The following is a 21,329-nucleotide window of genomic DNA, read 5'->3' on the forward strand; positions in this document are numbered from 1 at the left end:
TCTTAACATGAGCAATTTCACCTCTTCTCGACTGATCAAACGCCTGACGGTAGGATCGCTGATCGCCCTCAGCCTCAACGTTGTCGCCTATGCCGATGACGTAAACATTAAAACCATGATCCCGGGCGTGCCGGAAATTGATGCTGAAGCTTATGTCCTGATCGACTATAACTCCGGTAAAGTTCTGGCAGAGAAAAATGCCGATACCCGGCGCGATCCGGCCAGCCTGACTAAGATGATGACCAGCTACGTTATTGGCCAGGCAGTCAAAGCAGGTAAAATCCATCAGGACGATATCGTTACCGTCGGTAAAGATGCTTGGGCAACCGGCAATCCGGTGTTCAAAGGCTCTTCTTTGATGTTCCTCAAGCCCGGTGATCGCGTGCCGGTTTCCCAGTTGACCCGTGGTATCGTGCTGCAATCAGGTAACGACGCCTGCGTGGCAATGGCCGACTATGTTGCCGGTAGCCAGGATGCGTTCGTTGGTCTGATGAATAACTACGTCAAGGCACTCGGCCTGCAAAATACCCACTTCCAGACGGTACACGGTCTGGATGCGGAAGGTCAGTACAGCTCTCCACGTGATATGGCGCTGATCGGTCGCGCGCTGATCCGCGATGTGCCGGATGAGTATGCGGTTTACCACGAGAAAGAGTTCACCTTTAACAACATCCGCCAGATGAACCGTAACGGTCTGCTGTGGGATACCAGCCTGAACGTTGACGGAATCAAAACCGGTCATACCGACGCGGCGGGCTATAACCTGGTGGCCTCCGCGACCGAAGGCCAGATGCGTCTGATCTCTGCAGTGATGGGTGGACGTACCTATAAAGGTCGTGAAACCGAAAGTAAAAAGCTGCTGACCTGGGGCTTCCGCTTCTTTGAAACCGTGGCACCGTTGAAAGCTGGCAAAGAGTTTGCTTCAGAGCCGGTCTGGTTTGGTAACAGCGATCGCGTACAGCTGGGCGTGGAAAACGATGTCTATCTGACGATCCCACGCGGACGGATGAAAGATCTGAAAGCCAGCTACACGCTGAGCAATACCGAACTGCATGCGCCATTGCAGAAAAATCAGGTCGTGGGCAGCATCAACTTCCAGCTGGATGGTAAAACCATTGAACAGCACCCGCTGGTAGTTCTGAACGAAGTGCCGGAAGGCGGTTTCTTCGGTCGCATCGTGGACTACATCAAACTGATGTTCCATCACTGGTTCGGTTAATTCCGCACACGAAGGGACCGATCGCCGGTCGGTCCCTGCAAGAGAGCAGGTTGGCCACACGTCTGTCTCTTGAAATTATCCCGTATAATCCCCATATTGTTAGTATCTGTGAACTCCCGCAGCGACGGGGTTCCTTGTATGTGTTACCGGAGTCCATATGAAAACCAATCTTAAAGATCTGCTCGAATTCCCTACCTCTTTTACCTACAAAGTAATGGGGCTGGCACAGCCAGAGCTGGTCGATCAAGTGGTTGAAGTCGTGCAACGTCACGCGCCGGGCGACTACTCTCCGGACGTTAAACCGAGCAGCAAAGGAAACTTCCATTCCGTTTCTATTACCATTACCGCCACGCACATCGAGCAGGTTGAAACGCTGTACGAAGAGCTGGGCAAAATAGAAATTGTTCGGATGGTGCTGTAACCCCATATCTGGTGCGGGCATACTGGTTCTTGCCCTGCACCAGCGCTATACTGCACTTCTGCTTTTCTAACCGGATCGTGCGTTTTGTCTCCAGATACTCTGATTATTCGCCAGCTGGGTCTTCAGCCCTGGGCACCTGTCTCTCAAGCCATGCATCAGTTTACCGACCAGCGCAGCGAAACCACGCCTGATGAAGTCTGGCTGGTGGAACACCCGGCGGTTTTTACTCAGGGCCAGGCCGGGAAAACTGAACATCTGCTGATGCCGGGGGATATTCCGGTGATGCAAAGCGATCGTGGCGGCCAGGTAACCTATCACGGTCCGGGTCAGCAGGTGATGTATGTGATGATTAATCTTAAGCGCCGCAAAGTGGGCGTTCGCCAGTTGGTCACCGCGCTGGAAGAGACGATTATCACCACTCTCGCCCAACTCGGCATTACCGCCAGCGCGCGCCCCGATGCTCCCGGTGTTTACGTCGACAACAAAAAAATTTGCTCACTGGGTCTGCGTATTCGCAACGGCTGTTCGTTTCACGGCCTGGCATTGAATATCGATATGGACCTCGCGCCGTTTCTGCGCATCAATCCCTGCGGCTATGCCGGCCTGGAGATGACGCACATTCACGCGCTGCGTCCTGAGGTCACGCTGGCATCCGTTCAGCCGCTGCTGATCGACAATTTTGCACGCCAGCTGGCAATTACCGACGTGCAGTGGAGCAAAGAGTGCGATTTACCGCTAAAATGTGCGCTCTGATTTACAATTCTGTAACGCTTTCTCGCACTGGCAGGCTGTTTCTGTAAACGAGAGATGATATAATTTTTATGCTTTTTCAAAAAAAGTTGAATTCACCCATACAATTTTACGTTGGAGCAGACGGTCAGTCAGGCTGATGTCCGATAGTTAAAAGGGTGTACCACAAACTCATTTAGTGTTTAGCGGGTAATTTCGCCGCAATCCAACCTGGAACTAGCAAGACTATGAGTAAACCGATTCTGATGGAACGCGGTGTTAAATACCGCGATGCAGACAAAATGGCGTTGATCCCGGTAAAAACCGTGATGACCGAGCGTACTGAAATACTGCGTAAGCCAGAGTGGATGAAAATCAAACTCCCAGCAGATTCCAGCCGCATTCAGGGCATTAAAGCCGCAATGCGTAAAAATGGTCTGCATTCCGTCTGCGAAGAGGCTTCCTGCCCAAACCTTGCTGAATGTTTTAACCACGGTACCGCGACCTTTATGATCCTTGGTGCCATCTGTACCCGCCGCTGCCCGTTCTGCGACGTTGCCCACGGCCGTCCTGTCACTCCAGACAGCAACGAGCCGGGTAAACTGGCGCAAACCATCGCGGATATGACATTGCGTTATGTGGTGATTACCTCCGTTGACCGTGATGACCTGCGCGACGGTGGTGCTCAGCACTTCGCCGACTGCATCACCGCCATTCGTGAGAAGAGCCCGAACATTAAAATTGAAACGCTGGTACCGGACTTCCGTGGTCGTATGGACCGCGCGCTGGAAATCCTTAACGCGTCCCCGCCTGACGTCTTCAACCACAACCTTGAGAATGTGCCGCGCGTCTACCGTCAGGTGCGCCCGGGCGCAAACTATGAGTGGTCACTGAAACTGCTGGAGCGCTTTAAAGAAGCGCACCCGAATATCCCTACCAAATCAGGCCTGATGGTCGGACTGGGCGAAACTAACGAAGAAATCGTTGAAGTGATGCGCGATCTGCGTCGCCATGGCGTCACCATGTTAACGCTGGGCCAGTATCTGCAGCCAAGCCGTCACCACCTGCCGGTACAGCGCTACGTCAGCCCGGCTGAGTTTGATGAAATGAAGGCCGCAGCCATGGATATGGGCTTCACCCATGCCGCCTGTGGTCCGTTTGTACGTTCTTCTTATCATGCAGATATGCAGGCCAAAGGGCTGGAAGTGAAGTAATTCCGCGCTGCATGCATAAAAAAACGGATGACCCAGTCATCCGTTTTTTTTCGCCTGAATCCTGCTCACTCTTTACGAGTTTGCTGTTCGGCCGGTTTATCTTCAGGCACGGATTGCTTCGCTGCGGTGTCATCGTCGTTCATCGCTTTTTTAAACCCCTTAATGGCAGCACCTAAATCACCGCCCAGCGTGCGCAATTTATTGGTACCAAAAAGCAGGACGATAAGCGCACCAACAATTAGCAGTTTGCCGATACTTAAACCTTCCATATCTACCTTCTTTGCGTTAAGCAGTGGGGAAAGTCCCCGTATCAGCTGATTTTAACGCGGGAAAACGGCACGGGTGCAGCAGCAATCTGTAACAGGATACGATCCGTCAGCGATTTTTAACGGCCAGTTCCGGCGGGGCAAAACGTCGATTAGCCAACACCGGCAGCGCCTGTCGCACGGCCACAATCCGTTGCGGGTCTACTTCTGCCGTTAGCAGAGCGGGAACCTCAGCTGCCCTGACTGTGGCAATACCGAGTGGATCAACCAGCAGACTGTTGCCAATATTGCGTGGGCCGCACTCCCCGACTGCAAGCACGTAGCAGGTATTTTCCAGCGCCCTGGCAGTGACCAGAACTTCCCAGTGCATCTCTTTATGCGGGCCTCTTACCCACGCTGCGGGTAGTACCAGCAGCGAAGCACCGTCCAGCACCAGCCGCCGTGCCATCTCAGGGAAACGCAAATCGTAGCAGGTCATCAGCCCGACCTTGATGCCCTCGACATCAATCAGCGGCGGCAGCTCATCACCCGCACTCACGTTGCGGGACTCCTGCATGGCAAAAGCATCGTACAGATGCAGCTTGTTATAGCGGGCGATAATCTCGCCGCACCGAATAGCGATAAGCGTATTGAACACCCGACCTTCACCATCAGGCACGTGCAGCGTGAGTATCGTCGTGAGCGTATTTTGCTGGCTGGCTGAGAGCAGCTGGTTAACAAACGGCCCGTCCAGCGGCTGTGCCGAGCGAACACCCCAGTCAGGATTGTCGTTGTCCCGAGCCAGTACGGCTTCTGGCAGTACCAGCAGACTCGCCCCTTCACCCACGGCATCATGCATCAGCCCGATACAAATCTCCGCGTTTTCCTGCCATTCGCGGCGTACGGCAAACTGCCCGGCGGCAACTTTCATCGTTCAGCCCAGCTCCTTAACGTGGTAGCGCGGTGACTCTGTGAACCCTTCGCGCAGATAGAAGGCGTTGGCTTTTTCGCGGCGCTCATGGCAGTGAACCTCCATTCGGTCACAGCCGCGATCGCGGGCCAGCTGTTCTGCATACGCCAGCAGATGCTGCCCCGCCCCTTTGCTTCGTTCACCTTCGGCGATGCAAAAATAGCTGATACGGGCAAAATCCCCCGCCAGCGCCAGCTGAGGGATAAAATGCAGCGACAGGAATCCCAACACCGTATTACCCTGTTCAGCCATCAGCAAACGCTCGGTGTCATCTGCGATCAGTTGTGCCAGCCGCCGCTCAATAAACGGAGCAGTACCCTCATAGCCCAGCTCCGCCAGCAGCGCACTCAGGGCAAAAGCATCTTTTGGTTCGGCAAGACGAATATTCATCCACACTCTCCAGACTAAGCCAGCTGTTAATACGATAAACGCTAACAGAAAAAAACCTGTCATTGTTTATAGCCTCAGCCCGGCCCTCCCCGCAAGGGGCCAGATCACAGCCTAATGTTACAAATGCTGATAAGTGTAATCCTAAGTGAAACGGATGGAATTTGTCAGCAGGCAGGACGCCCGATTAATGTTTCCTTAATAATCTTTCGGCAGACTCAGCTCATCCCACTGTAAGAGGTACTCAAGATGAACTGGCTTCCCCGTACCCCGATTGAAAGTCTTGCTATGCTACTGGCCTGTTCAGCAGCAGTGGCCTGGCTGCTGCTATTTTTCTCACGTTAGAGTACAGCGGTCCGGCTTATCCCCTGTGCCGGGCCAGCGTTAGCACGCTCAGAACGTCGGTTTTATCTCAAACTACGATCTTCAGGCGAAAAAAAACCCGCCTCACGAGGCGGGTTTTAAAAATTCTGTCTGATAACTTAAATAGCGGCAACGTTAGCAGCAGATGGGCCTTTGGCACCGTTGGTGATTTCGAACTCTACGCGCTGACCTTCAGCCAGAGTTTTGAAACCATTGCTCTGGATGGCAGAGAAGTGTACGAACACGTCTTTGCTACCATCTTCAGGAGTAATGAAACCGAATCCCTTGGACTCATTAAACCACTTAACGCTACCTTTGATCTTAGACATCTATATTACCTTTACATGAAAAATGGACACTAAACTGTGTCGGTATCTAGTACAGCAATTGCGAAGGCTTTTGTCCAGTAGACAATGATGAAAAAGTGATAAATATCGCCTTTTTTTAACATCACTCATTTTTTTCGCACTTTTCTTCCATTAAAACTGCCAGCGTAGCCAGGCAAAATAAACATTACCGTTATTGTAGGTACCGGGAATATAGGTCATCTGAAATGATGCAGGACCATAACCTATTGATGCAAGGGGCAATACCACTGGGATAGGAATATAATTCCAGTTGTCGCGCATTGTCACCCCCGCGGTGAAGCCGGCTCCCAGATGGAAGTTATCATCGGCCAGCGGCCGCCATGTTTTTTCCCACCCGTAACCCCCTATAGGCTCCCACTTGTTATAGGAATCTTTGAATGCCATCACGTAGAGACCGTTCCAGTTACCCTGTTCGTTGTAGTGGCTGACTCCAAAGCCCGCACCCCATGGACGCTCGTTATAACGATCGGTTTTCTCTTTGTCATAGGTCCAGCGGTTATGCCAGGTGATAGCAGGAATGTAAAGGTCTACAGTCTGCGGATCGTTCCATGTCTGACTGAGGTTATCAGTTAAAGATTGCCATCCTTCAGCTACTGCATCGTTCAACTTAGAGGCCTGTGCGCCTGCTGAAAGAAGGCCATTCAGCAACAGTAAAAAAAGATATTTTTTCAGGCTTGCCATAATAATTCTCACTTCTCCCCGGGAATGATTAAGAATCAACTTCCTGTAAGGGCCCAAAATTTTGGCCCGGTCAACATTAGGCTATTAATGTTAATTATAGCGTTTTCACCTAAACACACCATTAACTCCTGTTTTTTCTCTATATTATGCAGAAAGCATACTCTGCTAAAAACCAGAATGCATTGATATAAATGAAAAAAAACCAAAATACCGCTCTCTTACCATCTCGAGAAATGGACAGTTTCGAATCAGTTCAGGCTGAAAGTAGCGCTTTATCGCCCCTGATTAATCTCGCTCAATCATATTTACTGCCAAAGTGAACAAAATTTACGCTAAATCATATAAATCATGATTAATTTACGAATGGAGAACAAAATTATGATCAAAAAACACGCTACTAATCAAATAAAAAACATAAAATCAATAACTTAAAAAACAATAGGCCCGTAAAAAACTAATAAATCTTATTTATGGATCTGCATCTGAAATTTGATAAGATAATTCTTATCCATCAGAAGACAGGGAGGCTGTAGTGATTAAAATGTTAAGGTGTGGACAATGTGGCAGTACAAAATTCTTCTTTACCGTAGGCAACAACAGCGGTGGGCATCACGGTGCGATTTGCGCCTGCTGTCGTAAACAGCTTAACAGCCAGGATACTGTCGCCGGTTTATCCATCCTTTCCAGAGCCTTATCCACAGCGCTTGCCGAAAAAGTTCTTAATCAAGCTTTAAACAAACAGTAATCCCCCTCGCCTGTACCCAACTTCATAAGGCTTAAACGCGCTTCAGAACGCGATGCCAATAGAAGTAACGGGATAATTCGCATTTTGTCACAGGTTGAAAATATCATTCAGAACTGATAATTCATCTATGAATTAAAATACAATTCGTGCCTTTTAAAGGGTGATTACATGCCGAATGGTTTATGTGCCAATCCCGTTTATGTCTTATTTACACGGCTTATTATAGACTGCACTCGTTAATAACCGAGCATTCTTTACGCCTGAGAATGCCTTATTTATCAAATCAACCGTCGGATGCTATATATGAAAAAGCAGGGATTATCCGGCATTATTACGCGCACGGATTCACACTGGATTATTGTTTGTGATTTTGATGGCACAATAAGTTGTGCTGATGTCACTGATACATTAATGGAAAAACTGGGTCATCCTGACTGGCAATTACTGGAGAAACGCTGGATAAATGCCGAAATAGGATCCAGAGAGTGCCTGAGTGGGCAAATATCATTACTTGATGCTTCTCGCCAGCAGATAGATGCCTGCCTGGATCAAATCAAAATCGATCCTGAGTTTTGCCGGTTTGCACGATGGGCGAAAGCTGAGGCGATACCGCTTTATGTCGTCAGCGATGGTCTTGATTATGCGATCGAACGTATTTTACGCAACAACAATATTGCTGGTCTGCCGGTGATTGCTAACCATCTTGAACAGGTAAGCGACCGGGGCTGGCGCATCAGCTTTCCGCATTTTTCCCCTGACTGCCAGTACGCAAGCGGCACCTGCAAATGCCGGGTGGCGAAAATGTTAAATTACGACGAATTTATCGCCATAGGCGACGGGCGATCCGATTTTTGCGTGGCATCCATAGCGGATCATGTGTTGGCCAAAAAAAGTTTGCTGACTCATTGCCAGAAGGCTGGAATTCCTCATACACCGTTTAACAGTTTCAGAGAAGCTCAAGCCTGCCTTGAACGACTGGTTGCAAAAGAATCACGGTTGATTCCATCTCAGGAGATCTCATGATCGAAAAGCACGACTATTTGCTGCCTGCCGGGCGGATCGGCGTGCTACTGATCCATGGGCTGACGGGAACCCCCGCAGAAATGCGCGGTGTGGCTCGTGAATTTCATCGTGCGGGATATACCGTCTATGCCCTGCAGCTTGCCGGGCACTGTGGCAGCGTTGAAGACCTCATAGCTACCCGTTGGCAGGACTGGTATCAAAGCGTGATCGACGGTGCAGACATACTGCGCAAACAGGTTGATACACTTTTCGTTTGTGGCCTCTCGATGGGAGCGGTACTGGCATTAAAATATACCGCGTCTCACCCCAACGAAGTCGCAGGCGTACTGGCCTATAGCGTGACGTTTCGCTACGACGGGTGGAGCATTCCGCCGCTCTCACGCTTTGCCGCACCCTGGCTACTTCCGCTGGCTGGAATGCTAAATGTTGGTCGCCACAAAATGTTTAATGAAGAACCGCCTTACGGTATTCAAAACGAAGTGCTGAGAAAAAAAATTGCCGACAAAATGCAAGGTGGTAACAGCGCTGAAGCCGGTTTGCCGGGTAATCCATGGCCTTCACTCAACGAATTCTTACTGCTATCGCGAAACGTCCGCCGCAAGTTACGCCATATTCACACCCCCTGCCTGCTGTTACATGCCAGCAACGACGATATCTCGCATCGCCGTAATGCCGAACTGGTGCGTGATACCGTCAGTGGTCCGGTGGAAATGGTACTGCTCCCCAATAGCTATCATATGATTACCATCGATAACGATCGGCAGGAGCTGTTTCAACGTTCGATTGCTTTCATCCGCCGCTACAGCGTTAACACGGCGCTTACGCTGAGTGAGGCGCTATGAGCCAGCTCACCCTGATACTGTGGTTACTGAATGTACTTGTCGACAGCCTCGGCCAGCTCTCATTTAAAGCAGCAGCCAGCGGCAGCGTACACTATGAAGGTATGCAACAGTGGCGATATATGCTGCGGCGGCCGTGGCTTTGGCTGGGGATGGCATGCTATATCCTGGAGTTTTTGCTGTGGCTGGCCTTCCTCACGCTTGTTCCTCTCTCTGTCGGTATGCTTCTTGGTTCAACCAGCATTGTCACCATTATGCTCGCCGGGCGGATCTGGTTTAAAGAATCGCTGACCCGCTGGCGAGTAATCGGTATTTTGTTGATTTCTCTGGGCGTAGCGATAATAGGGATTAATTGATGAAACGTTTCTACATTGTTGGTTTCCTCGCACTGATGATTTTCGACACGCTGGCTCAGATCAGTTTTAAGGCAGCGGCTATCCATGCATTTCCGCTCACCATGGATTCCGCGTGGCTCTCTCGTGTATTCAGCCATCCGTGGATTTATGGGGCATTCGTAGGCTATGCCGGTGCCTTTTTCACCTGGATGACGCTGCTGAAATACGCCCCCATTGGGCCAGCCTTTGCCGCATCCCACCTTGAAATTATCAGCGTCACTTTGCTATCGGTATGGCTATTCGATGACAGCCTGACACTCATAAAAATAGTCGGTGGATTGCTAATCCTCGCCGGAATACTCTTCCTGGCAAAAGGTGAAATCGCCCATGTTAAGGCTGAAGCGGAACAGCAGGCAGAATGAGCCATTCTTTTTTTCAACGCCAGCTGCCGCCAACCGCCGGATTGCCGCTGCTCTGGCGCGATTTACTCCCACCTCGTGCTGATTTTTCAGATCGACTGGCGCAGGAACTGGGTATTCCTCCACCGCTGTTAACCTGCTCAGGCACTGCTGCACTGATTATTGCCCTACGCACCTTGCAGCAGCGCCAGCCCAATCGACATCGTATTATTGTCCCCGCCTGGACCTGCCCGCTGGTAGCGCTGGCTGCGCATTATTGCCCCCCGCTCAAAATCGTCCCCTGCGATATGGAGTACGGTGGCATTAATTTCGACAGAGAGCGGTTGGCACAGCTGTGTGATTCGCAAACGCTGGCTGTCGTAGTCACTCACTATGCTGGCCGGGTGGCCGATACGGCTGCCGTGATTAAAATCGCAGCAGCTCACGGCACGGCAGTCATTGAAGATGCGGCACAATCAATGGGGGCAAAAAATGCCGGTGAAAGCGTCGGCCTGGCGGGAGACATTGGCTTTTTCAGTCTGGCGATGGGAAAAGGGTTAACGACGGTAGAGGGGGGAGTGCTGTTCAGCCGCTCGGCTGAACTGCAAAAAGAGATGGAACGACAGATCGCCCGCGATTTACCCTGGCGCGCGGGCTGGGAACTGCGCCGTATCATCGAACTCTGGGGCTATCGGCTGATGTATCATCCTGACAGGCTGGACTGGGTTTATGGCCGGCAGCTTCGCAGTGCGCTGAATCGCGGCGATGCGGTTACCGCCGTTGGCGATGATTTCACCGTAGACGATATCCCTTTGCACACATTGGGCCACTATCGTCAGCGAGTCGCCGCCTCGGCTTTGACTCGATTTTCAGCCTGGCAACAACAAAACAGCCTGCGGGCAAAGAGCAGACTCGCCGAGCTCAGGCAGCTTGCTGGCGTAACGGTCCTGCAGGATGGGCCGCACCAGCAGGGAGTGTGGCCATTCTTTCTACTGCTGATGCCTGACCGCGGCTCTCGCGACCGTGCGATGCAGCACCTTTGGACGGCTGGATTGGGCGTGACCCGGCTGTTTATTCATACGTTATTCGGCTATCCCGCCGTTACGCCATTATGTCTGCCCTCCTCCATACCCAATGCGGAAGACTTTGCTGCTCGTTCACTGAGCATCAGCAACAGTCACTGGGTTGAAGACGATGATTTTGCACTGATTGTTTCCGTGCTGCGCGCTGCACTAACGCACTAACCACCTGAAGCCCGCTGAACAACAGCCAGCAACTGTTGATTAAGACGATTTTGCGAACGCTGCCATTCAGCAGCTTCACTGGCCGATATCAACTGCTGGCCATCACCGGCGCTTAACCAGCGTTTGAGGCGGCTGTGATACTCACATGATGAGACTTCTCCGGTGATATCCATCCCCACCAGCCGACTGGCACAGGCCTCAATCAGTAATTCCAGATGTTTTAGCTCAAAACATCCCTGATCCCAGTTGGTTTGTACCACCTGCTTGCTTAAGACATCTTTATCCAGTGACAGATAAATCGGGTCGCCGCTTAGCTGACGTAAAAATGCCGACAGTAAACTATCCGGATCATCAAAACGGTGATTACACTCCCCTGCACCCAGCCAGTTAAGCCACCGGGTATCCACACCGATGCTCCAGTAGTGCAGCTTCTTAGATAACAGAGGGCGCAGATGATTTTCCCAGGCGTGACTCAGAGCAATATCGGATGAACAGATACCCAACACGTGTATTTGACTAATCTGCGGCAAACGGCTGGCATGATATACCCAGGAGCCACAGTGGATGCCGAAAGGATAGAGCATATTATCCGGATGGTTATCGCAGATAATCAGCTGCACCGGGCGGTCCGCTGGCAGACGCTGTAACAGCAAATAGCTGAGATGGTGGTAGTCCCCACTTCCGGTGAAGACGCAGCCATAGCGCTCGGGCAACAGATCCCGACTGGCGGCCATTAGCTTTCGCCAGTCACCCCAGCCGGCCCCAAAGCGGACCCGCTGCTGCCAGTCAGGCAACGGCAGTATTGTTGCCCGCTCCAGTCCGGCCACTGAACCATCAAAGTCCAGCACCAGTGGCCGATCTTCTGCCGTCAGCCAGGAGGAGGATCGGACCACTTTTTATCCCCCTCCAGATAATGACGAAAATAGCGCACCGCTCCCCGCAGGAGCGGATTTCGCACGCGCACCAGATGCCGGGTAAAGGTAAAGCTGGCACCGAGGCTGGCCTTGACTTCCGGGTCGGTCCAGCCCGCAACGTATTCCTGCAATCCCTGCTCGATGGCGTACTCCAGATTGACAAACCAGCTGACAAAATAGAGGTTAAATTTCAGCGCCAGTGAATAGTCGAAGCCAATATACTTATCCACCAGCCGGCCCTGAAACTGATAGCAAAGGTTGAAACCGACCAATCGATCTTCGTACCAGTAGCAGAACAGTTTTCCGGCACTGTGCCGGTCCAGCAGCAAATGGTCAAAGAACTCGGCGCTAAGCAAATCAAAATGCACCTCACTCTGCTGCCACACCGAAAGATAAAACTGATAGAGCTGAGCACGCCAGTGGGGATCTTCCAGGCGTTCTTCACCACAGTGAATTACCTCAATACGAAGCTCATCACGGCTGCGAAGCTTGCGGCGAAGATTACGACGCCGGCTACGGGACATGCGCGCCAGAAACTCATCGGTGCTGGTAAAATCGATCGGAACAACCGCCAGCGCCTGGCCTTCCACACAAATGTAACCTTGCGCTTCCGCCGCCGCTATCAGGCGGCGACTGTAGTCGTTATCCGCTGCAGACAGCAGCGGTGACGAAATGGGAAGATCTTTAATAATGGTCAGAGAATGCTTATTACCGCAGTGGGTTTCAATCCATCCCAGCAGCGCGGCCGGCTCCTGCTGCCGTGGCAGGCAGGCATATTCGCTGGTCGTTGCCCCAATAAAACAGGTATCCAGCGTGAGCCACTTCCGCCAGCCCGGGAAACCGGGCCAGCGGGCTAACCGCTGGCGCAGCGCGGGTTCAACGGTCGTTAACAGATCGAACCGGGTGGTAAATATCGGCAGGCCGTTTTCGGCAATCCGCACGTTAAATCCTTCAGGCGGATGGAGTGCAAACGCCGAAATAAGCCCCGCCGGTTCCAACTGATTGACGTACCCGTCTTTCATCATATGCAGAGGATTACCGCTCACGTTTTGCCCGAACCAGCAGTTGATCCAGCAGCACGATAGCCTGATCGATTTCAGCGCGACTGATCTCCAGAGATGGCGCAAAGGTGATCACGTTTTTATAGTATCCCCCGACATCCAGAACCAGTCCGGTTTTCTGCCCCTGATACTCCAGCGTACCGGAAAGGCCAATATCCACCATTTTATCGAGCAGTGCTTTATCAGGCGTGAATCCATCAGGTCCGCAAAGTTCCGCACGCAGTGCCAGACCAAGACCGTCAACGTCACCAATCTCTTTATGCTGGCTCTGTAGCGATTTCAGCCCTTCAAGGAAATAAGCTCCACTCTCCATAACCTGACGTTCATAATCTTTCTCTGCCAGCATATGCATCACTTCCAGGCCAACGGCGGTGCCCAACGGGTTCGAAGCAAACGTCGAGTGGGTGGAACCTACCGGGAAGGTGGTCGGATTAATCATCTCTTCACGCGCCCAGATGCCCGCCAGTGGATTAAGTCCGTTAGTCAGCGCTTTACCAAACACCAGCACATCCGGAGTAATGCCAAAGTGTTCAATCGACCACAGCTTGCCGGTACGATAGAAGCCCATCTGGATTTCATCCACCACCAGCAGAATGCCGTGCTGATCGAGCACCTTTTTCAGCGCGGGATAGAAGTTACGCGGTGGAATAACGTAGCCGCCGGTTCCCTGCACGGGTTCGATATAGAACGCAGCGAATTCTGCCTGCTGCGCTTTAGGATCCCACAGGCCGTGGTACTCGTTTTCAAACAGACGGGCAAAATCGGCCACCAGTTTTTCCGCATATTCTTCAGGCGTCATGCCTTTTTGACGGCGGAACGGATACGGGAATGGAATAAACTGAGCGCGTTCGCCAAAGTGACCAAAGCGACGGCGATAGCGATAACTGGAGGTGATAGATGATGCACCCAGTGTGCGACCGTGATAGCCCCCTTCAAAGGCAAACATCCGGCTTTTACCGTTGCAGAAATTTCGTACCAGCTTCAGGGAATCATCAACGGACTGCGAACCGCCCACGTTAAAGTGTACTCTTCCTGGCAGGCCGAACTTACGTTCCATATCCTGAGCAATAATTTTTGACAGCTCGATTTTGGTGGGATGCAGATACTGGCTGGCCAACTGTGGCAGCCGATCGATCTGGCTTTTTAACGCATTATCGAGCCGGGCGTTAGCGTAGCCAAAATTAACCGCTGAATACCACATTTGCAGATCGAGATAGGGAGTATCTTCCGCGTCAAACAGAAAGCTTCCCTGACAGCGGTCAAATATTTTCGGGGGGGTAACGTAATGAACCGTATCGCCATACGAACAATACTTCGCTTCATCCTGCAACAGCTGCTCTTCATTAGACGTCATCATATCTCCTTGGCACTTTACTCCATATAAGTTCTGCGAGTATATCCTGCAAAAAAAATATTTCAGCGCATGCAGAGGGTATGTTGACGTTTAGTTGATAATTAAAATAGCCATATTTATTTTGAAATTCTTTCTCGAACCAAAAAACAAAAATAGTAAATAATTACATTTTAGAATTTAAAAAAGCATGATTACTCAAGAATATTATTAATATTCCGGCCATCTGAAAAACACAAATGACCGGAATAAAAAATCAGAAAATAAGCTTAAAGACACCGGTAATCGTTAACAGGCCGACGATAAAAATAATTGCGATGACCCAGAGAATAATTTTCATTCTTCATCTCCTTCAAAGGAAAAAGCCACAGGACTCGTCAGTAAGTCCCTGTGGCTTAAGTATAGAAGAAGATTACCGCTTCGCCGATTTGTGGGTTACAGCACCGCCGACAGCAGCCACACCAGCACAAAACCGGTCAGGCCCATTGCGGTCGTTAACACCGTCCAGGTTTTCAAGCCGTCGGCAACCGACAGGCCTAAATAGCGGGTCACCACCCAGAAACCGGCGTCATTGACGTGGGAAAGTCCCAGCCCGCCAAAACAGGTCGACAGCGTGACCAACACCAGCTGCATATCGCTCAGCCCCGTCACCGCCTGAGTTAATAACCCGCTGGTGGTCAGAATCGCCACGGTGGCCGACCCCTGCGAGGCCCGCAGCGCCAGCGAGAGCAGGAACGCAGCCGGGATCAGCGGCAGATTAATCGTCTCCAGCGACAGTGCCAGCGCTTTACCTACGCCGGATTCAACCAGTACCTTACCAAATGCGCCACCGGCACCGGCAACCAGAATGACACCTGCCGAGCTGGGAATAGCGCGATCCAACAGGTCACTCAGTTTGTCGCGGCTCCAGCCGCGGCGCAGCCCCAGTAGCCAGGCGGAGAGCGCCAGCGCAATCAGCAGCGCAATAGCCGGCGTTCCCACCAGCGTTAACACCTGACGAATGATATTGCCTTCAGGCAGGACGCTGTGTGCCAGGGTGCCCACCACAATCAGCACGATAGGTACGACGATCAGTGAGGAAATCAGCCAGGCACCGGGGGCCTGCTCATCTTTCGCGCTCTGACTGCCTTCCGGTTTTGCCAGCTGTAACTGCTCCAGCACGCTGACCGACAGCTGATACTGACGGCGGTTCATCGCTTTCGCGACGAAATAGCCCACCACGCCAACGGGAATGGAAACGGCTATACCCAGCAGCATCAGCCAGCCCATATCGCTGCCTAACAGCCCCGCCGCTGCCGCCGCACCGGGATGGGTTGGCAGCGCCACGTGCACGGTCAGCATGACACCGGCCATCGGCAGACCATATTTCAACGGTGAAACGCGGGCCACCTTAGTAAAGCCATAGATAAGCGGAATAACTATAATAAAGCCAACTTCAAAGAACACCGGAATGCCGAGAATAAAGGCCGCCATGGTCAGCGCCGCAACGGTACGCTTAATTCCCAGCACCTGGGTAAAGCGCTGGGCCAGGGATTCTGCGCCACCGGAGCATTCAATAATCGCCCCCAGCATTGCACCCAGCACGATAATAATGGTTATCGAACCCAGCAGGCCGCCCATTCCGGCGGAAATGACCTTCATAATATTATCGGCGGGAATACCGGTGGCGATGGCGACCAGCAGGCTAACCACCAGCAAGGCGACAAAGGGATGCACTTTAGCTTTGATGACCAGCAGCAGCAAAATCAGCACGCTGGCAACGGCAATGGTTAATAACAGGGCGGTAGACATAAAAAAGCCTCAATAATTATTTTATTTCAGTACTTTAGAGCACTGTTAGCAGCAGCATTTTCCCTGGCATTTAGCCAGATTCAGGCAACAGAAACCCGACGCTGCGCAGAATTTGCGCAGCGCGGTGAGTCATAACGTCAGATTATTTCCAGGCGTCGAACCAGCCCAGACCTTCCAGAGTGGTAGTACGTGGGAAATATTCGCAGCCGATCCAGCCCTGATAACCGCTGCGGTCAATCAGATCGAACAGCCACGGATAGTTCAGCTCGCCTTCATCCGGTTCATGGCGATCGGGCGCGGAGGCAATCTGAATATGTTGGTACTGACCGACGTAATCGGCGATCAGATGGCTCAGGTTGCCATCCACCAGCTGTGCGTGGAACAGATCGAGCTGGGTGAAAACATTGGGCCTGTCGACGCGCTTAACGATGTCCAGCGTCTGATACTGGCTGGAGTAGAGATAGTTCAACTTGGTTTTCGGGTTCAGCGCCTCAAGCAGCACGCGAATACCGTGTGGCGCAAAGCGGTCAGCCGCATAACGTACGTTGTCGATGAAGGTTTGGCACCAGTCTTCGCGGTCGGCACCCGGCGGCACCACCGAAGCCATCACGTGGACCTGGCGGCAGTTCAGCGCCAGCGCATACTCCAGCGCGCGATCGATATCACGACGGGCATCGTCTTCTCGCCCCGGGATAGCGCAAACGCCCCACTCTCCCGCCGCCGCATTCCCCGGTGCGGTATTGAACAATACCAACTCCAGGTTATTACGCGTCAGCGCCTCTTTCAGTACCGCCGCGTCGTAATCGTAAGGGAATAAAAATTCAACGCCTTTAAAGCCAGCCTTTGCCGCCGCATCAAAGCGCTCAAGGAAAGGCAGTTCGTTAAACAGGGTAGACAGATTAGCAGCAAACTTAGGCATGTCTTCAGCTCCGTAATTCAGCCACTTCGTCATCGGTCAGATAACGAATAGGGCGATCGCCCAGGGTAAATATCAGTCGGGCAGTCTCTTCCAGTTCTTCGGTATTATCCGCCGCCTCACGCAGCGTTTTCCCCACCACCACCGGTCCGTGATTCGCCAGCAGGAATGCCCGGTAGTTCGGCGCCAGCTTCGCCAGATCCTCACCGAGACGAGGATCGCCCGGACGATAATAAGGAACAACCGGCACATCGCCAACGCGCATCACAACATACGGCGTGAAAGGACGAATGCAGTTTTTGCTGTCCAGCCCTTCCAGGCAGGAAAGTGCGGTCAGATACAGGCAGTGCAGATGCACGATGGCACCGCACTCCGGGTTGTTCTGATAGATCGCACGGTGGAAGCTGATCTCTTTCGAGGGTTTATCGCCACCGATCCACTCTCCTTCCGGAGTGACCTTCGACAGTCGTTCGGCCACCAGCTCGCCAAGGCAGGAGCCTGTCGGCGTCGCCAGCAGCGTGCCGTCCTCCAGGCGCATCGATAAATTCCCTGCCGAACCGGTGGCATATCCGCGCTGGAAAAATGAGGCTCCCAGCCGGACCATTTCTTCTCGTGCCTGCTGTTCAGTCATACTACGAACTCCGTTTGCGCCCGGGCAAAAAAGTTTTCATCACCGAAATTACCGGATTTCAGCGCAAGGGACACCGGCTGCGTGACCGATCTGACCCACGGAACTCCGGGAGAAATCACCGGACCGATGTGGAAAGCATCAATGTTCAGCGTCTGCGCCACCACGCCCGAGGTTTCGCCTCCGGCAACGATAAAGCGCTGCCAGCCCCGCTGTTGCAGTTCACGCACTACGCTGGCAAACAGCTGCTCAACGGCCTCGCTGCTCTGCTGCGCACCGTACTGTTGCTGAATCCGCTGCAGCGTTTCCGGTTCAGAAGTGGCAAACAGCATCGGAGCCAGCGGCTCATCAGCATGTTGCGCCACCCAGTCGCACAGCTCATGTGCATAGGCCTCGCGCTGTTGCAGCGCGCGCTCCACATCAACCGCCTGCGAGGAAGCCTGTTGACGGTAGCGGGAAACCTGGCGGTTGGTCATCGTCGAACAGGAACCTGAAATCACCACCGCCCGTCCACCCTGCGGTTTACCCGCTGCCTGCGCCTGTTCGCGATCCCAGCCGCTGGTTGCCCACTGCCGCGCCAGGCCAATTGCCAGCCCGGAACCGCCGGTCACCAGCTTCATCTCACGCAGCGCTTCCCCCTGAGTCAGCAGATGCTGCTCGTTAAGCGCATCCAGTACCACATAACGCACGCCCGCTGCCGCCAGCTCGGCCAGCTCTGCCCGTACCGCCTCAACACCGCGATCCAGCGTCTGGCTGGCGATCAGCCCGGCTTTACCCGCTGCCTGTGCTTCCATCAGGCGCAGCAGATTGCTGTCGGTCATTGGCGTAACCGGATGATGGCGCATACCTGAATCGGACAGCAGCTGGTTCATCACGAACAAATGCCCTTGATAGACGGTACGACCATTCACCGGCAGCGACGGCGAAATGACCGTCTGAGTTTCACCCAGCGCGGCCAGCAACGCATCGGTGACCGGGCCGATATTCCCTTTCGCGGTGCTGTCAAAGGTCGAGCAGTATTTAAAATAGAACCGTTCGCAGCCCTGCTGCTGCAGCCAGGCCAATGCCGCAAGGGAATCCTCGACGGCTTTTTCCGCCGCGCAGGAACGCGACTTCAGGCTAACCACAATCGCTTCGGCATCCAGCTGGCGGTCGTCCTGCGGCACACCGTTAACCTGCACCGTTGACATACCGTTCTGCACCAGAAAACTGGCAATATCGGTAGCACCGGTAAAATCATCAGCAATCACACCCAGGCGCATTATTTCTGCTCCTTTTTTTCCGGCAGCGTAATGCCGCTAAAGATCTTGATCACCGCGCTGTCATCCTCGCGGCCGTAGCCTGCGTTACTGGCGGAGGTGAACATGTTGAACGCCGTTGAGGCCAGCGGCAGCGGAAAGTGCAGCGCTTTCGCCGTATCAGCGACCAGACCGAGATCCTTCACGAAAATATCGACGGCGGATTTCGGCGAGTAATCACCGTCAACAACGTGGCGCATACGGTTTTCAAACATCCATGAATTTCCCGCCGCGTTCGTCACCACGTCGTACATGGTATCCAGCGGGATACCCGCACGTGCCGCCAGCGCCATCGCTTCTGCTCCGGCCGCAATATGCACCCCGGCCAGCAGCTGATGAATAATCTTCACCGTCGAGCCAAGACCGATTTCACTGCCAATGCGATACACCTTGCCCGCCACCGCATCCAGCACCGGCTGCAGGCGTTCGAAGGCAGCATCGCTGCCCGACGCCATCACCGTCATCTCGCCCGCCGCGGCTTTCACCGCGCCACCGGAAACCGGCGCATCCAGCATGATCAGCTGATACTGTGCCAGCTGCTGTTCAATGCTCTGCGCATCGGCGGAAGAAATCGTCGAGGAAACCATCACGGCGGTACCCGGCTTCAGGTGTGAAGCCAGGCCATTTTCACCAAACAGAATGGCCTTAACCTGAGCGGCATTGACCACCAGCAGCAGCACCGCATCCAACTGGTCGGCGAAATCATCAGCACGGCTCTCTGCCGCCTGTGCGCCGCTATCGCGCAGGGTTTGTAATGCCTGTGGATTGAGATCCACGCCCCAGGTCCGCAGGCCTGCCTTAATACAGGATTGCGCCGCGCCCATGCCCATAGAACCGAGGCCAACGACACAAACCGACATTGATGCTGCGTTTGACATACGCTCTCCGTGTTAATTTTGGTGATAATTTGTTTTCTTGTGTGAAGTATAGGCGTTTTAAACCGCAAACTTGGTGATACACATCACAATAATTAACAATAAGGACAACAAGGTTCACATAGATTAACAGTGGAAAAAGAATATTTATGAAAATAAAATCATCATTATTCAGTAGGATAGGTGAATTCACTGGCTGAAAAGCTGTGACGGAAAATCTTCGGCGTGATAAATTGGTAAAAATTGTGGTGTTGTATCGCTGAGCCGATGACATTTTTCAACACCGTTTGCAGGTTACGCCGCTTATTCGCAAGGAGAGTTCATGATACCCGTTGAACGCCATCAACAAATTTTATCGCTGGTGCAGGAACGTGGCGTAGTCAGTATTGCCGAACTGACCGAACGACTGGCGGTCTCCCATATGACGATTCGCCGCGATCTGCAAAAGCTGGAAGAACAGGGAGCGGTAATGTTGGTTTCCGGTGGTGTGCGTTCTACGGAGCGATTATCCAGTGAGCCTTCGCATCTGGATAAAACCAGTATGTTCAGCCAGGAAAAACAAGCCATCGGCGCTGCGGCAGCCCAGCATATTCCCCGTAACAGCTGCCTCTATCTGGACGCAGGCACCACCACGCTGGCGCTTGCCCGCGAACTCAGCGTTCGTGATGATCTGCTGATCGTCACCAACGATTTCGCCATTGCCAATTTTCTGATTGATGGCAGCCAGTGCAGGATGATCCACACCGGCGGCACCCTGTGTCGCGATAACCGATCCAGCGTTGGAGAAGCCGCCGCTCAGGCCCTGCGCGGACTGTCCATTGACATCGCTTTTATCTCGGCATCCTGCTGGGGCACGCGCGGAACCTTCACGCCGGATGAGGAAAAAATTGCCGTTAAGCGTGCTGCCAGCGAAGTAAGCCGTAAACGGGTACTGCTGGCCGACAGTTCAAAATACAATAAAATTGCCACTTTTCTGGCACTACCGCTCGAACAGTTTGATGGCATAATCACCGATCCACATCTTTCGGCGTCCGCCAGTCGTGAGCTGGCAGCAATGAATATAGATATCACTATTGCGGGTTAAGCCCCTGCATCACGGTGTAGTGGCCATGATGTTCACTACACCCGATGCGATTTACCTTTACATAACCATTCATTTATTAGCGATTGCCATCACAAACTGTCATTTTGCTCGGAACATCCTCTCCGGATGCGGCGCTTTATAGCTAAACTTATGAAGTCATCTTAAGGACTCACTTGTTACCAACTTCACCCTGACCGTTATACCCACTCTGTTCAAGCTCAGTAAAGGGA

The 21,329-nt window shown here is 52.6% G+C and carries 25 protein-coding genes; 11 read left to right on the forward strand and 14 right to left on the reverse strand.

Annotated features, from left to right (window positions below; all coding sequences use genetic code 11):
- The first annotated feature begins 7 nt into the window (after nt 1–7).
- From dacA to lipA, 4 genes are all read left to right on the forward strand, one after another.
- A complete protein-coding gene (gene dacA, locus OMR58_RS20115) occupies nt 8–1,219 on the forward strand; it encodes a D-alanyl-D-alanine carboxypeptidase DacA (RefSeq protein WP_105591030.1) in 1,212 nt (403 codons plus the stop codon).
- Between the two features lie 157 nt (nt 1,220–1,376).
- The gene (gene ybeD, locus OMR58_RS20120) at nt 1,377–1,640 is read left to right on the forward strand and encodes a DUF493 family protein YbeD (RefSeq protein ID WP_105591029.1); all 264 of its coding nucleotides are present in this window, start codon (nt 1,377–1,379) and stop codon (nt 1,638–1,640) included.
- Nucleotides 1,641–1,724: 84 nt separating this feature from the next.
- On the forward strand, nt 1,725–2,393 hold the full coding sequence (lipB, locus tag OMR58_RS20125) for a lipoyl(octanoyl) transferase LipB (protein WP_264546765.1): 669 nt from the start codon (nt 1,725–1,727) through the stop codon (nt 2,391–2,393).
- Nucleotides 2,394–2,617: 224 nt separating this feature from the next.
- Entirely contained in the window at nt 2,618–3,583 is a 966-nt protein-coding gene (lipA, locus tag OMR58_RS20130) for a lipoyl synthase (RefSeq protein WP_264546766.1), read from the forward strand.
- Nucleotides 3,584–3,648: 65 nt separating this feature from the next.
- On the opposite strand, the gene tatE is transcribed toward lipA, so the two are convergent.
- The 5 genes from tatE to pagP form a co-directional block, all read right to left on the reverse strand.
- Complete coding sequence (gene tatE / locus OMR58_RS20135; RefSeq protein ID WP_264546767.1) at nt 3,649–3,852, reverse strand: twin-arginine translocase subunit TatE; 204 nt, start codon at nt 3,850–3,852, stop codon at nt 3,649–3,651.
- A gap of 106 nt (nt 3,853–3,958) precedes the next feature.
- Nucleotides 3,959–4,759, reverse strand: coding sequence for a deaminated glutathione amidase (locus OMR58_RS20140; protein WP_200559845.1), 801 nt, complete (start codon nt 4,757–4,759; stop codon nt 3,959–3,961).
- A 3-nt stretch (nt 4,760–4,762) separates the two neighbouring features.
- Nucleotides 4,763–5,188, reverse strand: a complete 426-nt coding sequence (locus OMR58_RS20145; RefSeq protein WP_200559846.1) for a GNAT family N-acetyltransferase — start codon at nt 5,186–5,188, stop codon at nt 4,763–4,765.
- 479 nt (nt 5,189–5,667) lie between these two features.
- Nucleotides 5,668–5,877 (reverse strand): transcription antiterminator/RNA stability regulator CspE, encoded by a 210-nt coding sequence (gene cspE / locus OMR58_RS20150; RefSeq protein ID WP_004156612.1) that lies wholly within the window; start codon nt 5,875–5,877, stop codon nt 5,668–5,670.
- A 150-nt stretch (nt 5,878–6,027) separates the two neighbouring features.
- Entirely contained in the window at nt 6,028–6,597 is a 570-nt protein-coding gene (gene pagP, locus OMR58_RS20155) for a lipid IV(A) palmitoyltransferase PagP (RefSeq protein ID WP_105591172.1), read from the reverse strand.
- Nucleotides 6,598–7,129: 532 nt separating this feature from the next.
- On the opposite strand from pagP, the gene OMR58_RS20160 reads away from it, so the two are divergent.
- From OMR58_RS20160 to OMR58_RS20185, 6 genes are all read left to right on the forward strand, one after another.
- Nucleotides 7,130–7,342, forward strand: coding sequence for a hypothetical protein (locus tag OMR58_RS20160; protein ID WP_264546768.1), 213 nt, complete (start codon nt 7,130–7,132; stop codon nt 7,340–7,342).
- Nucleotides 7,343–7,645: 303 nt separating this feature from the next.
- Nucleotides 7,646–8,365: an MtnX-like HAD-IB family phosphatase gene (locus OMR58_RS20165; RefSeq protein WP_105591023.1), complete on the forward strand. Its 720-nt coding sequence runs from the start codon at nt 7,646–7,648 to the stop codon at nt 8,363–8,365.
- Nucleotides 8,362–9,207, forward strand: coding sequence for an alpha/beta hydrolase (locus OMR58_RS20170; protein WP_264546769.1), 846 nt, complete (start codon nt 8,362–8,364; stop codon nt 9,205–9,207). The genes OMR58_RS20165 and OMR58_RS20170 overlap by 4 nt, the downstream gene beginning before the upstream one ends.
- Nucleotides 9,204–9,560 carry an EamA family transporter gene (locus tag OMR58_RS20175; protein ID WP_105591021.1) on the forward strand — a complete coding sequence of 119 codons (357 nt, stop codon included), beginning with the start codon at nt 9,204–9,206 and terminating at the stop codon, nt 9,558–9,560. Before OMR58_RS20170 ends, OMR58_RS20175 begins: the two co-directional genes overlap by 4 nt.
- A complete protein-coding gene (locus tag OMR58_RS20180; protein WP_105591020.1) occupies nt 9,560–9,961 on the forward strand; it encodes a DMT family transporter in 402 nt (133 codons plus the stop codon). The genes OMR58_RS20175 and OMR58_RS20180 overlap by 1 nt, the downstream gene beginning before the upstream one ends.
- Nucleotides 9,958–11,181 (forward strand): DegT/DnrJ/EryC1/StrS family aminotransferase, encoded by a 1,224-nt coding sequence (locus OMR58_RS20185; protein ID WP_264546770.1) that lies wholly within the window; start codon nt 9,958–9,960, stop codon nt 11,179–11,181. The genes OMR58_RS20180 and OMR58_RS20185 overlap by 4 nt, the downstream gene beginning before the upstream one ends.
- Here the strand turns inward: OMR58_RS20185 and OMR58_RS20190 are convergent.
- The 9 genes from OMR58_RS20190 to ltnD form a co-directional block, all read right to left on the reverse strand.
- The gene (locus OMR58_RS20190; protein WP_264546771.1) at nt 11,178–12,074 is read right to left on the reverse strand and encodes an arginase family protein; all 897 of its coding nucleotides are present in this window, start codon (nt 12,072–12,074) and stop codon (nt 11,178–11,180) included. The genes OMR58_RS20185 and OMR58_RS20190 overlap by 4 nt on opposite strands.
- Nucleotides 12,050–13,141, reverse strand: coding sequence for a GNAT family N-acetyltransferase (locus OMR58_RS20195; protein WP_264546772.1), 1,092 nt, complete (start codon nt 13,139–13,141; stop codon nt 12,050–12,052). Before OMR58_RS20195 ends, OMR58_RS20190 begins: the two co-directional genes overlap by 25 nt.
- Complete coding sequence (locus OMR58_RS20200; RefSeq protein ID WP_264546773.1) at nt 13,131–14,513, reverse strand: aspartate aminotransferase family protein; 1,383 nt, start codon at nt 14,511–14,513, stop codon at nt 13,131–13,133. Before OMR58_RS20200 ends, OMR58_RS20195 begins: the two co-directional genes overlap by 11 nt.
- Before the next feature lie 250 nt (nt 14,514–14,763).
- Entirely contained in the window at nt 14,764–14,847 is an 84-nt protein-coding gene (locus OMR58_RS26065) for a hypothetical protein (RefSeq protein WP_085982349.1), read from the reverse strand.
- Nucleotides 14,848–14,942: 95 nt separating this feature from the next.
- On the reverse strand, nt 14,943–16,298 hold the full coding sequence (locus OMR58_RS20205) for a GntP family transporter (protein ID WP_200559853.1): 1,356 nt from the start codon (nt 16,296–16,298) through the stop codon (nt 14,943–14,945).
- A gap of 142 nt (nt 16,299–16,440) precedes the next feature.
- Nucleotides 16,441–17,217 (reverse strand): HPr family phosphocarrier protein, encoded by a 777-nt coding sequence (locus tag OMR58_RS20210; protein WP_264546774.1) that lies wholly within the window; start codon nt 17,215–17,217, stop codon nt 16,441–16,443.
- A 4-nt stretch (nt 17,218–17,221) separates the two neighbouring features.
- Entirely contained in the window at nt 17,222–17,845 is a 624-nt protein-coding gene (gene otnC, locus OMR58_RS20215) for a 3-oxo-tetronate 4-phosphate decarboxylase (RefSeq protein ID WP_200547346.1), read from the reverse strand.
- Nucleotides 17,842–19,104 (reverse strand): 3-oxo-tetronate kinase, encoded by a 1,263-nt coding sequence (gene otnK / locus OMR58_RS20220; protein ID WP_279355981.1) that lies wholly within the window; start codon nt 19,102–19,104, stop codon nt 17,842–17,844. The genes otnC and otnK overlap by 4 nt, the downstream gene beginning before the upstream one ends.
- The gene (ltnD, locus tag OMR58_RS20225; protein ID WP_200559855.1) at nt 19,104–20,018 is read right to left on the reverse strand and encodes an L-threonate dehydrogenase; all 915 of its coding nucleotides are present in this window, start codon (nt 20,016–20,018) and stop codon (nt 19,104–19,106) included. Before ltnD ends, otnK begins: the two co-directional genes overlap by 1 nt.
- Before the next feature lie 319 nt (nt 20,019–20,337).
- On the opposite strand from ltnD, the gene ygbI reads away from it, so the two are divergent.
- Nucleotides 20,338–21,099 (forward strand): DNA-binding transcriptional repressor YgbI, encoded by a 762-nt coding sequence (ygbI, locus tag OMR58_RS20230; RefSeq protein WP_200559856.1) that lies wholly within the window; start codon nt 20,338–20,340, stop codon nt 21,097–21,099.
- Nucleotides 21,100–21,329 lie beyond the last annotated feature (230 nt).

This window comes from Erwinia sp. INIA01 (genome assembly GCF_025947915.1).
GTDB classification, from domain to species: domain Bacteria; phylum Pseudomonadota; class Gammaproteobacteria; order Enterobacterales; family Enterobacteriaceae; genus Erwinia; species Erwinia coffeiphila.

Excerpts from the sequence above, each read along its gene's own strand:
- ltnD (WP_200559855.1), bottom strand. The coding sequence starts at position 20,018 with ATGTCAAACGCAGCATCAATGTCGGTTTGTGTCGTTGGCCTCGGTTCT.
- OMR58_RS20185 (WP_264546770.1), top strand. The coding sequence starts at position 9,958 with ATGAGCCATTCTTTTTTTCAACGCCAGCTGCCGCCAACCGCCGGATTG.
- ybeD (WP_105591029.1), top strand. The coding sequence starts at position 1,377 with ATGAAAACCAATCTTAAAGATCTGCTCGAATTCCCTACCTCTTTTACC.
- OMR58_RS20165 (WP_105591023.1), top strand. The coding sequence starts at position 7,646 with ATGAAAAAGCAGGGATTATCCGGCATTATTACGCGCACGGATTCACAC.
- OMR58_RS20210 (WP_264546774.1), bottom strand. The coding sequence starts at position 17,217 with ATGCCTAAGTTTGCTGCTAATCTGTCTACCCTGTTTAACGAACTGCCT.
- OMR58_RS20170 (WP_264546769.1), top strand. The coding sequence starts at position 8,362 with ATGATCGAAAAGCACGACTATTTGCTGCCTGCCGGGCGGATCGGCGTG.
- otnK (WP_279355981.1), bottom strand. The coding sequence starts at position 19,104 with ATGCGCCTGGGTGTGATTGCTGATGATTTTACCGGTGCTACCGATATT.
- lipA (WP_264546766.1), top strand. The coding sequence starts at position 2,618 with ATGAGTAAACCGATTCTGATGGAACGCGGTGTTAAATACCGCGATGCA.
- OMR58_RS20200 (WP_264546773.1), bottom strand. The coding sequence starts at position 14,513 with ATGATGACGTCTAATGAAGAGCAGCTGTTGCAGGATGAAGCGAAGTAT.
- otnC (WP_200547346.1), bottom strand. The coding sequence starts at position 17,845 with ATGACTGAACAGCAGGCACGAGAAGAAATGGTCCGGCTGGGAGCCTCA.
- OMR58_RS20145 (WP_200559846.1), bottom strand. The coding sequence starts at position 5,188 with ATGAATATTCGTCTTGCCGAACCAAAAGATGCTTTTGCCCTGAGTGCG.
- OMR58_RS26065 (WP_085982349.1), bottom strand. The coding sequence starts at position 14,847 with ATGAAAATTATTCTCTGGGTCATCGCAATTATTTTTATCGTCGGCCTG.
- OMR58_RS20180 (WP_105591020.1), top strand. The coding sequence starts at position 9,560 with ATGAAACGTTTCTACATTGTTGGTTTCCTCGCACTGATGATTTTCGAC.
- ygbI (WP_200559856.1), top strand. The coding sequence starts at position 20,338 with ATGATACCCGTTGAACGCCATCAACAAATTTTATCGCTGGTGCAGGAA.
- pagP (WP_105591172.1), bottom strand. The coding sequence starts at position 6,597 with ATGGCAAGCCTGAAAAAATATCTTTTTTTACTGTTGCTGAATGGCCTT.
- cspE (WP_004156612.1), bottom strand. The coding sequence starts at position 5,877 with ATGTCTAAGATCAAAGGTAGCGTTAAGTGGTTTAATGAGTCCAAGGGA.
- OMR58_RS20140 (WP_200559845.1), bottom strand. The coding sequence starts at position 4,759 with ATGAAAGTTGCCGCCGGGCAGTTTGCCGTACGCCGCGAATGGCAGGAA.
- OMR58_RS20205 (WP_200559853.1), bottom strand. The coding sequence starts at position 16,298 with ATGTCTACCGCCCTGTTATTAACCATTGCCGTTGCCAGCGTGCTGATT.
- OMR58_RS20175 (WP_105591021.1), top strand. The coding sequence starts at position 9,204 with ATGAGCCAGCTCACCCTGATACTGTGGTTACTGAATGTACTTGTCGAC.
- dacA (WP_105591030.1), top strand. The coding sequence starts at position 8 with ATGAGCAATTTCACCTCTTCTCGACTGATCAAACGCCTGACGGTAGGA.
- tatE (WP_264546767.1), bottom strand. The coding sequence starts at position 3,852 with ATGGAAGGTTTAAGTATCGGCAAACTGCTAATTGTTGGTGCGCTTATC.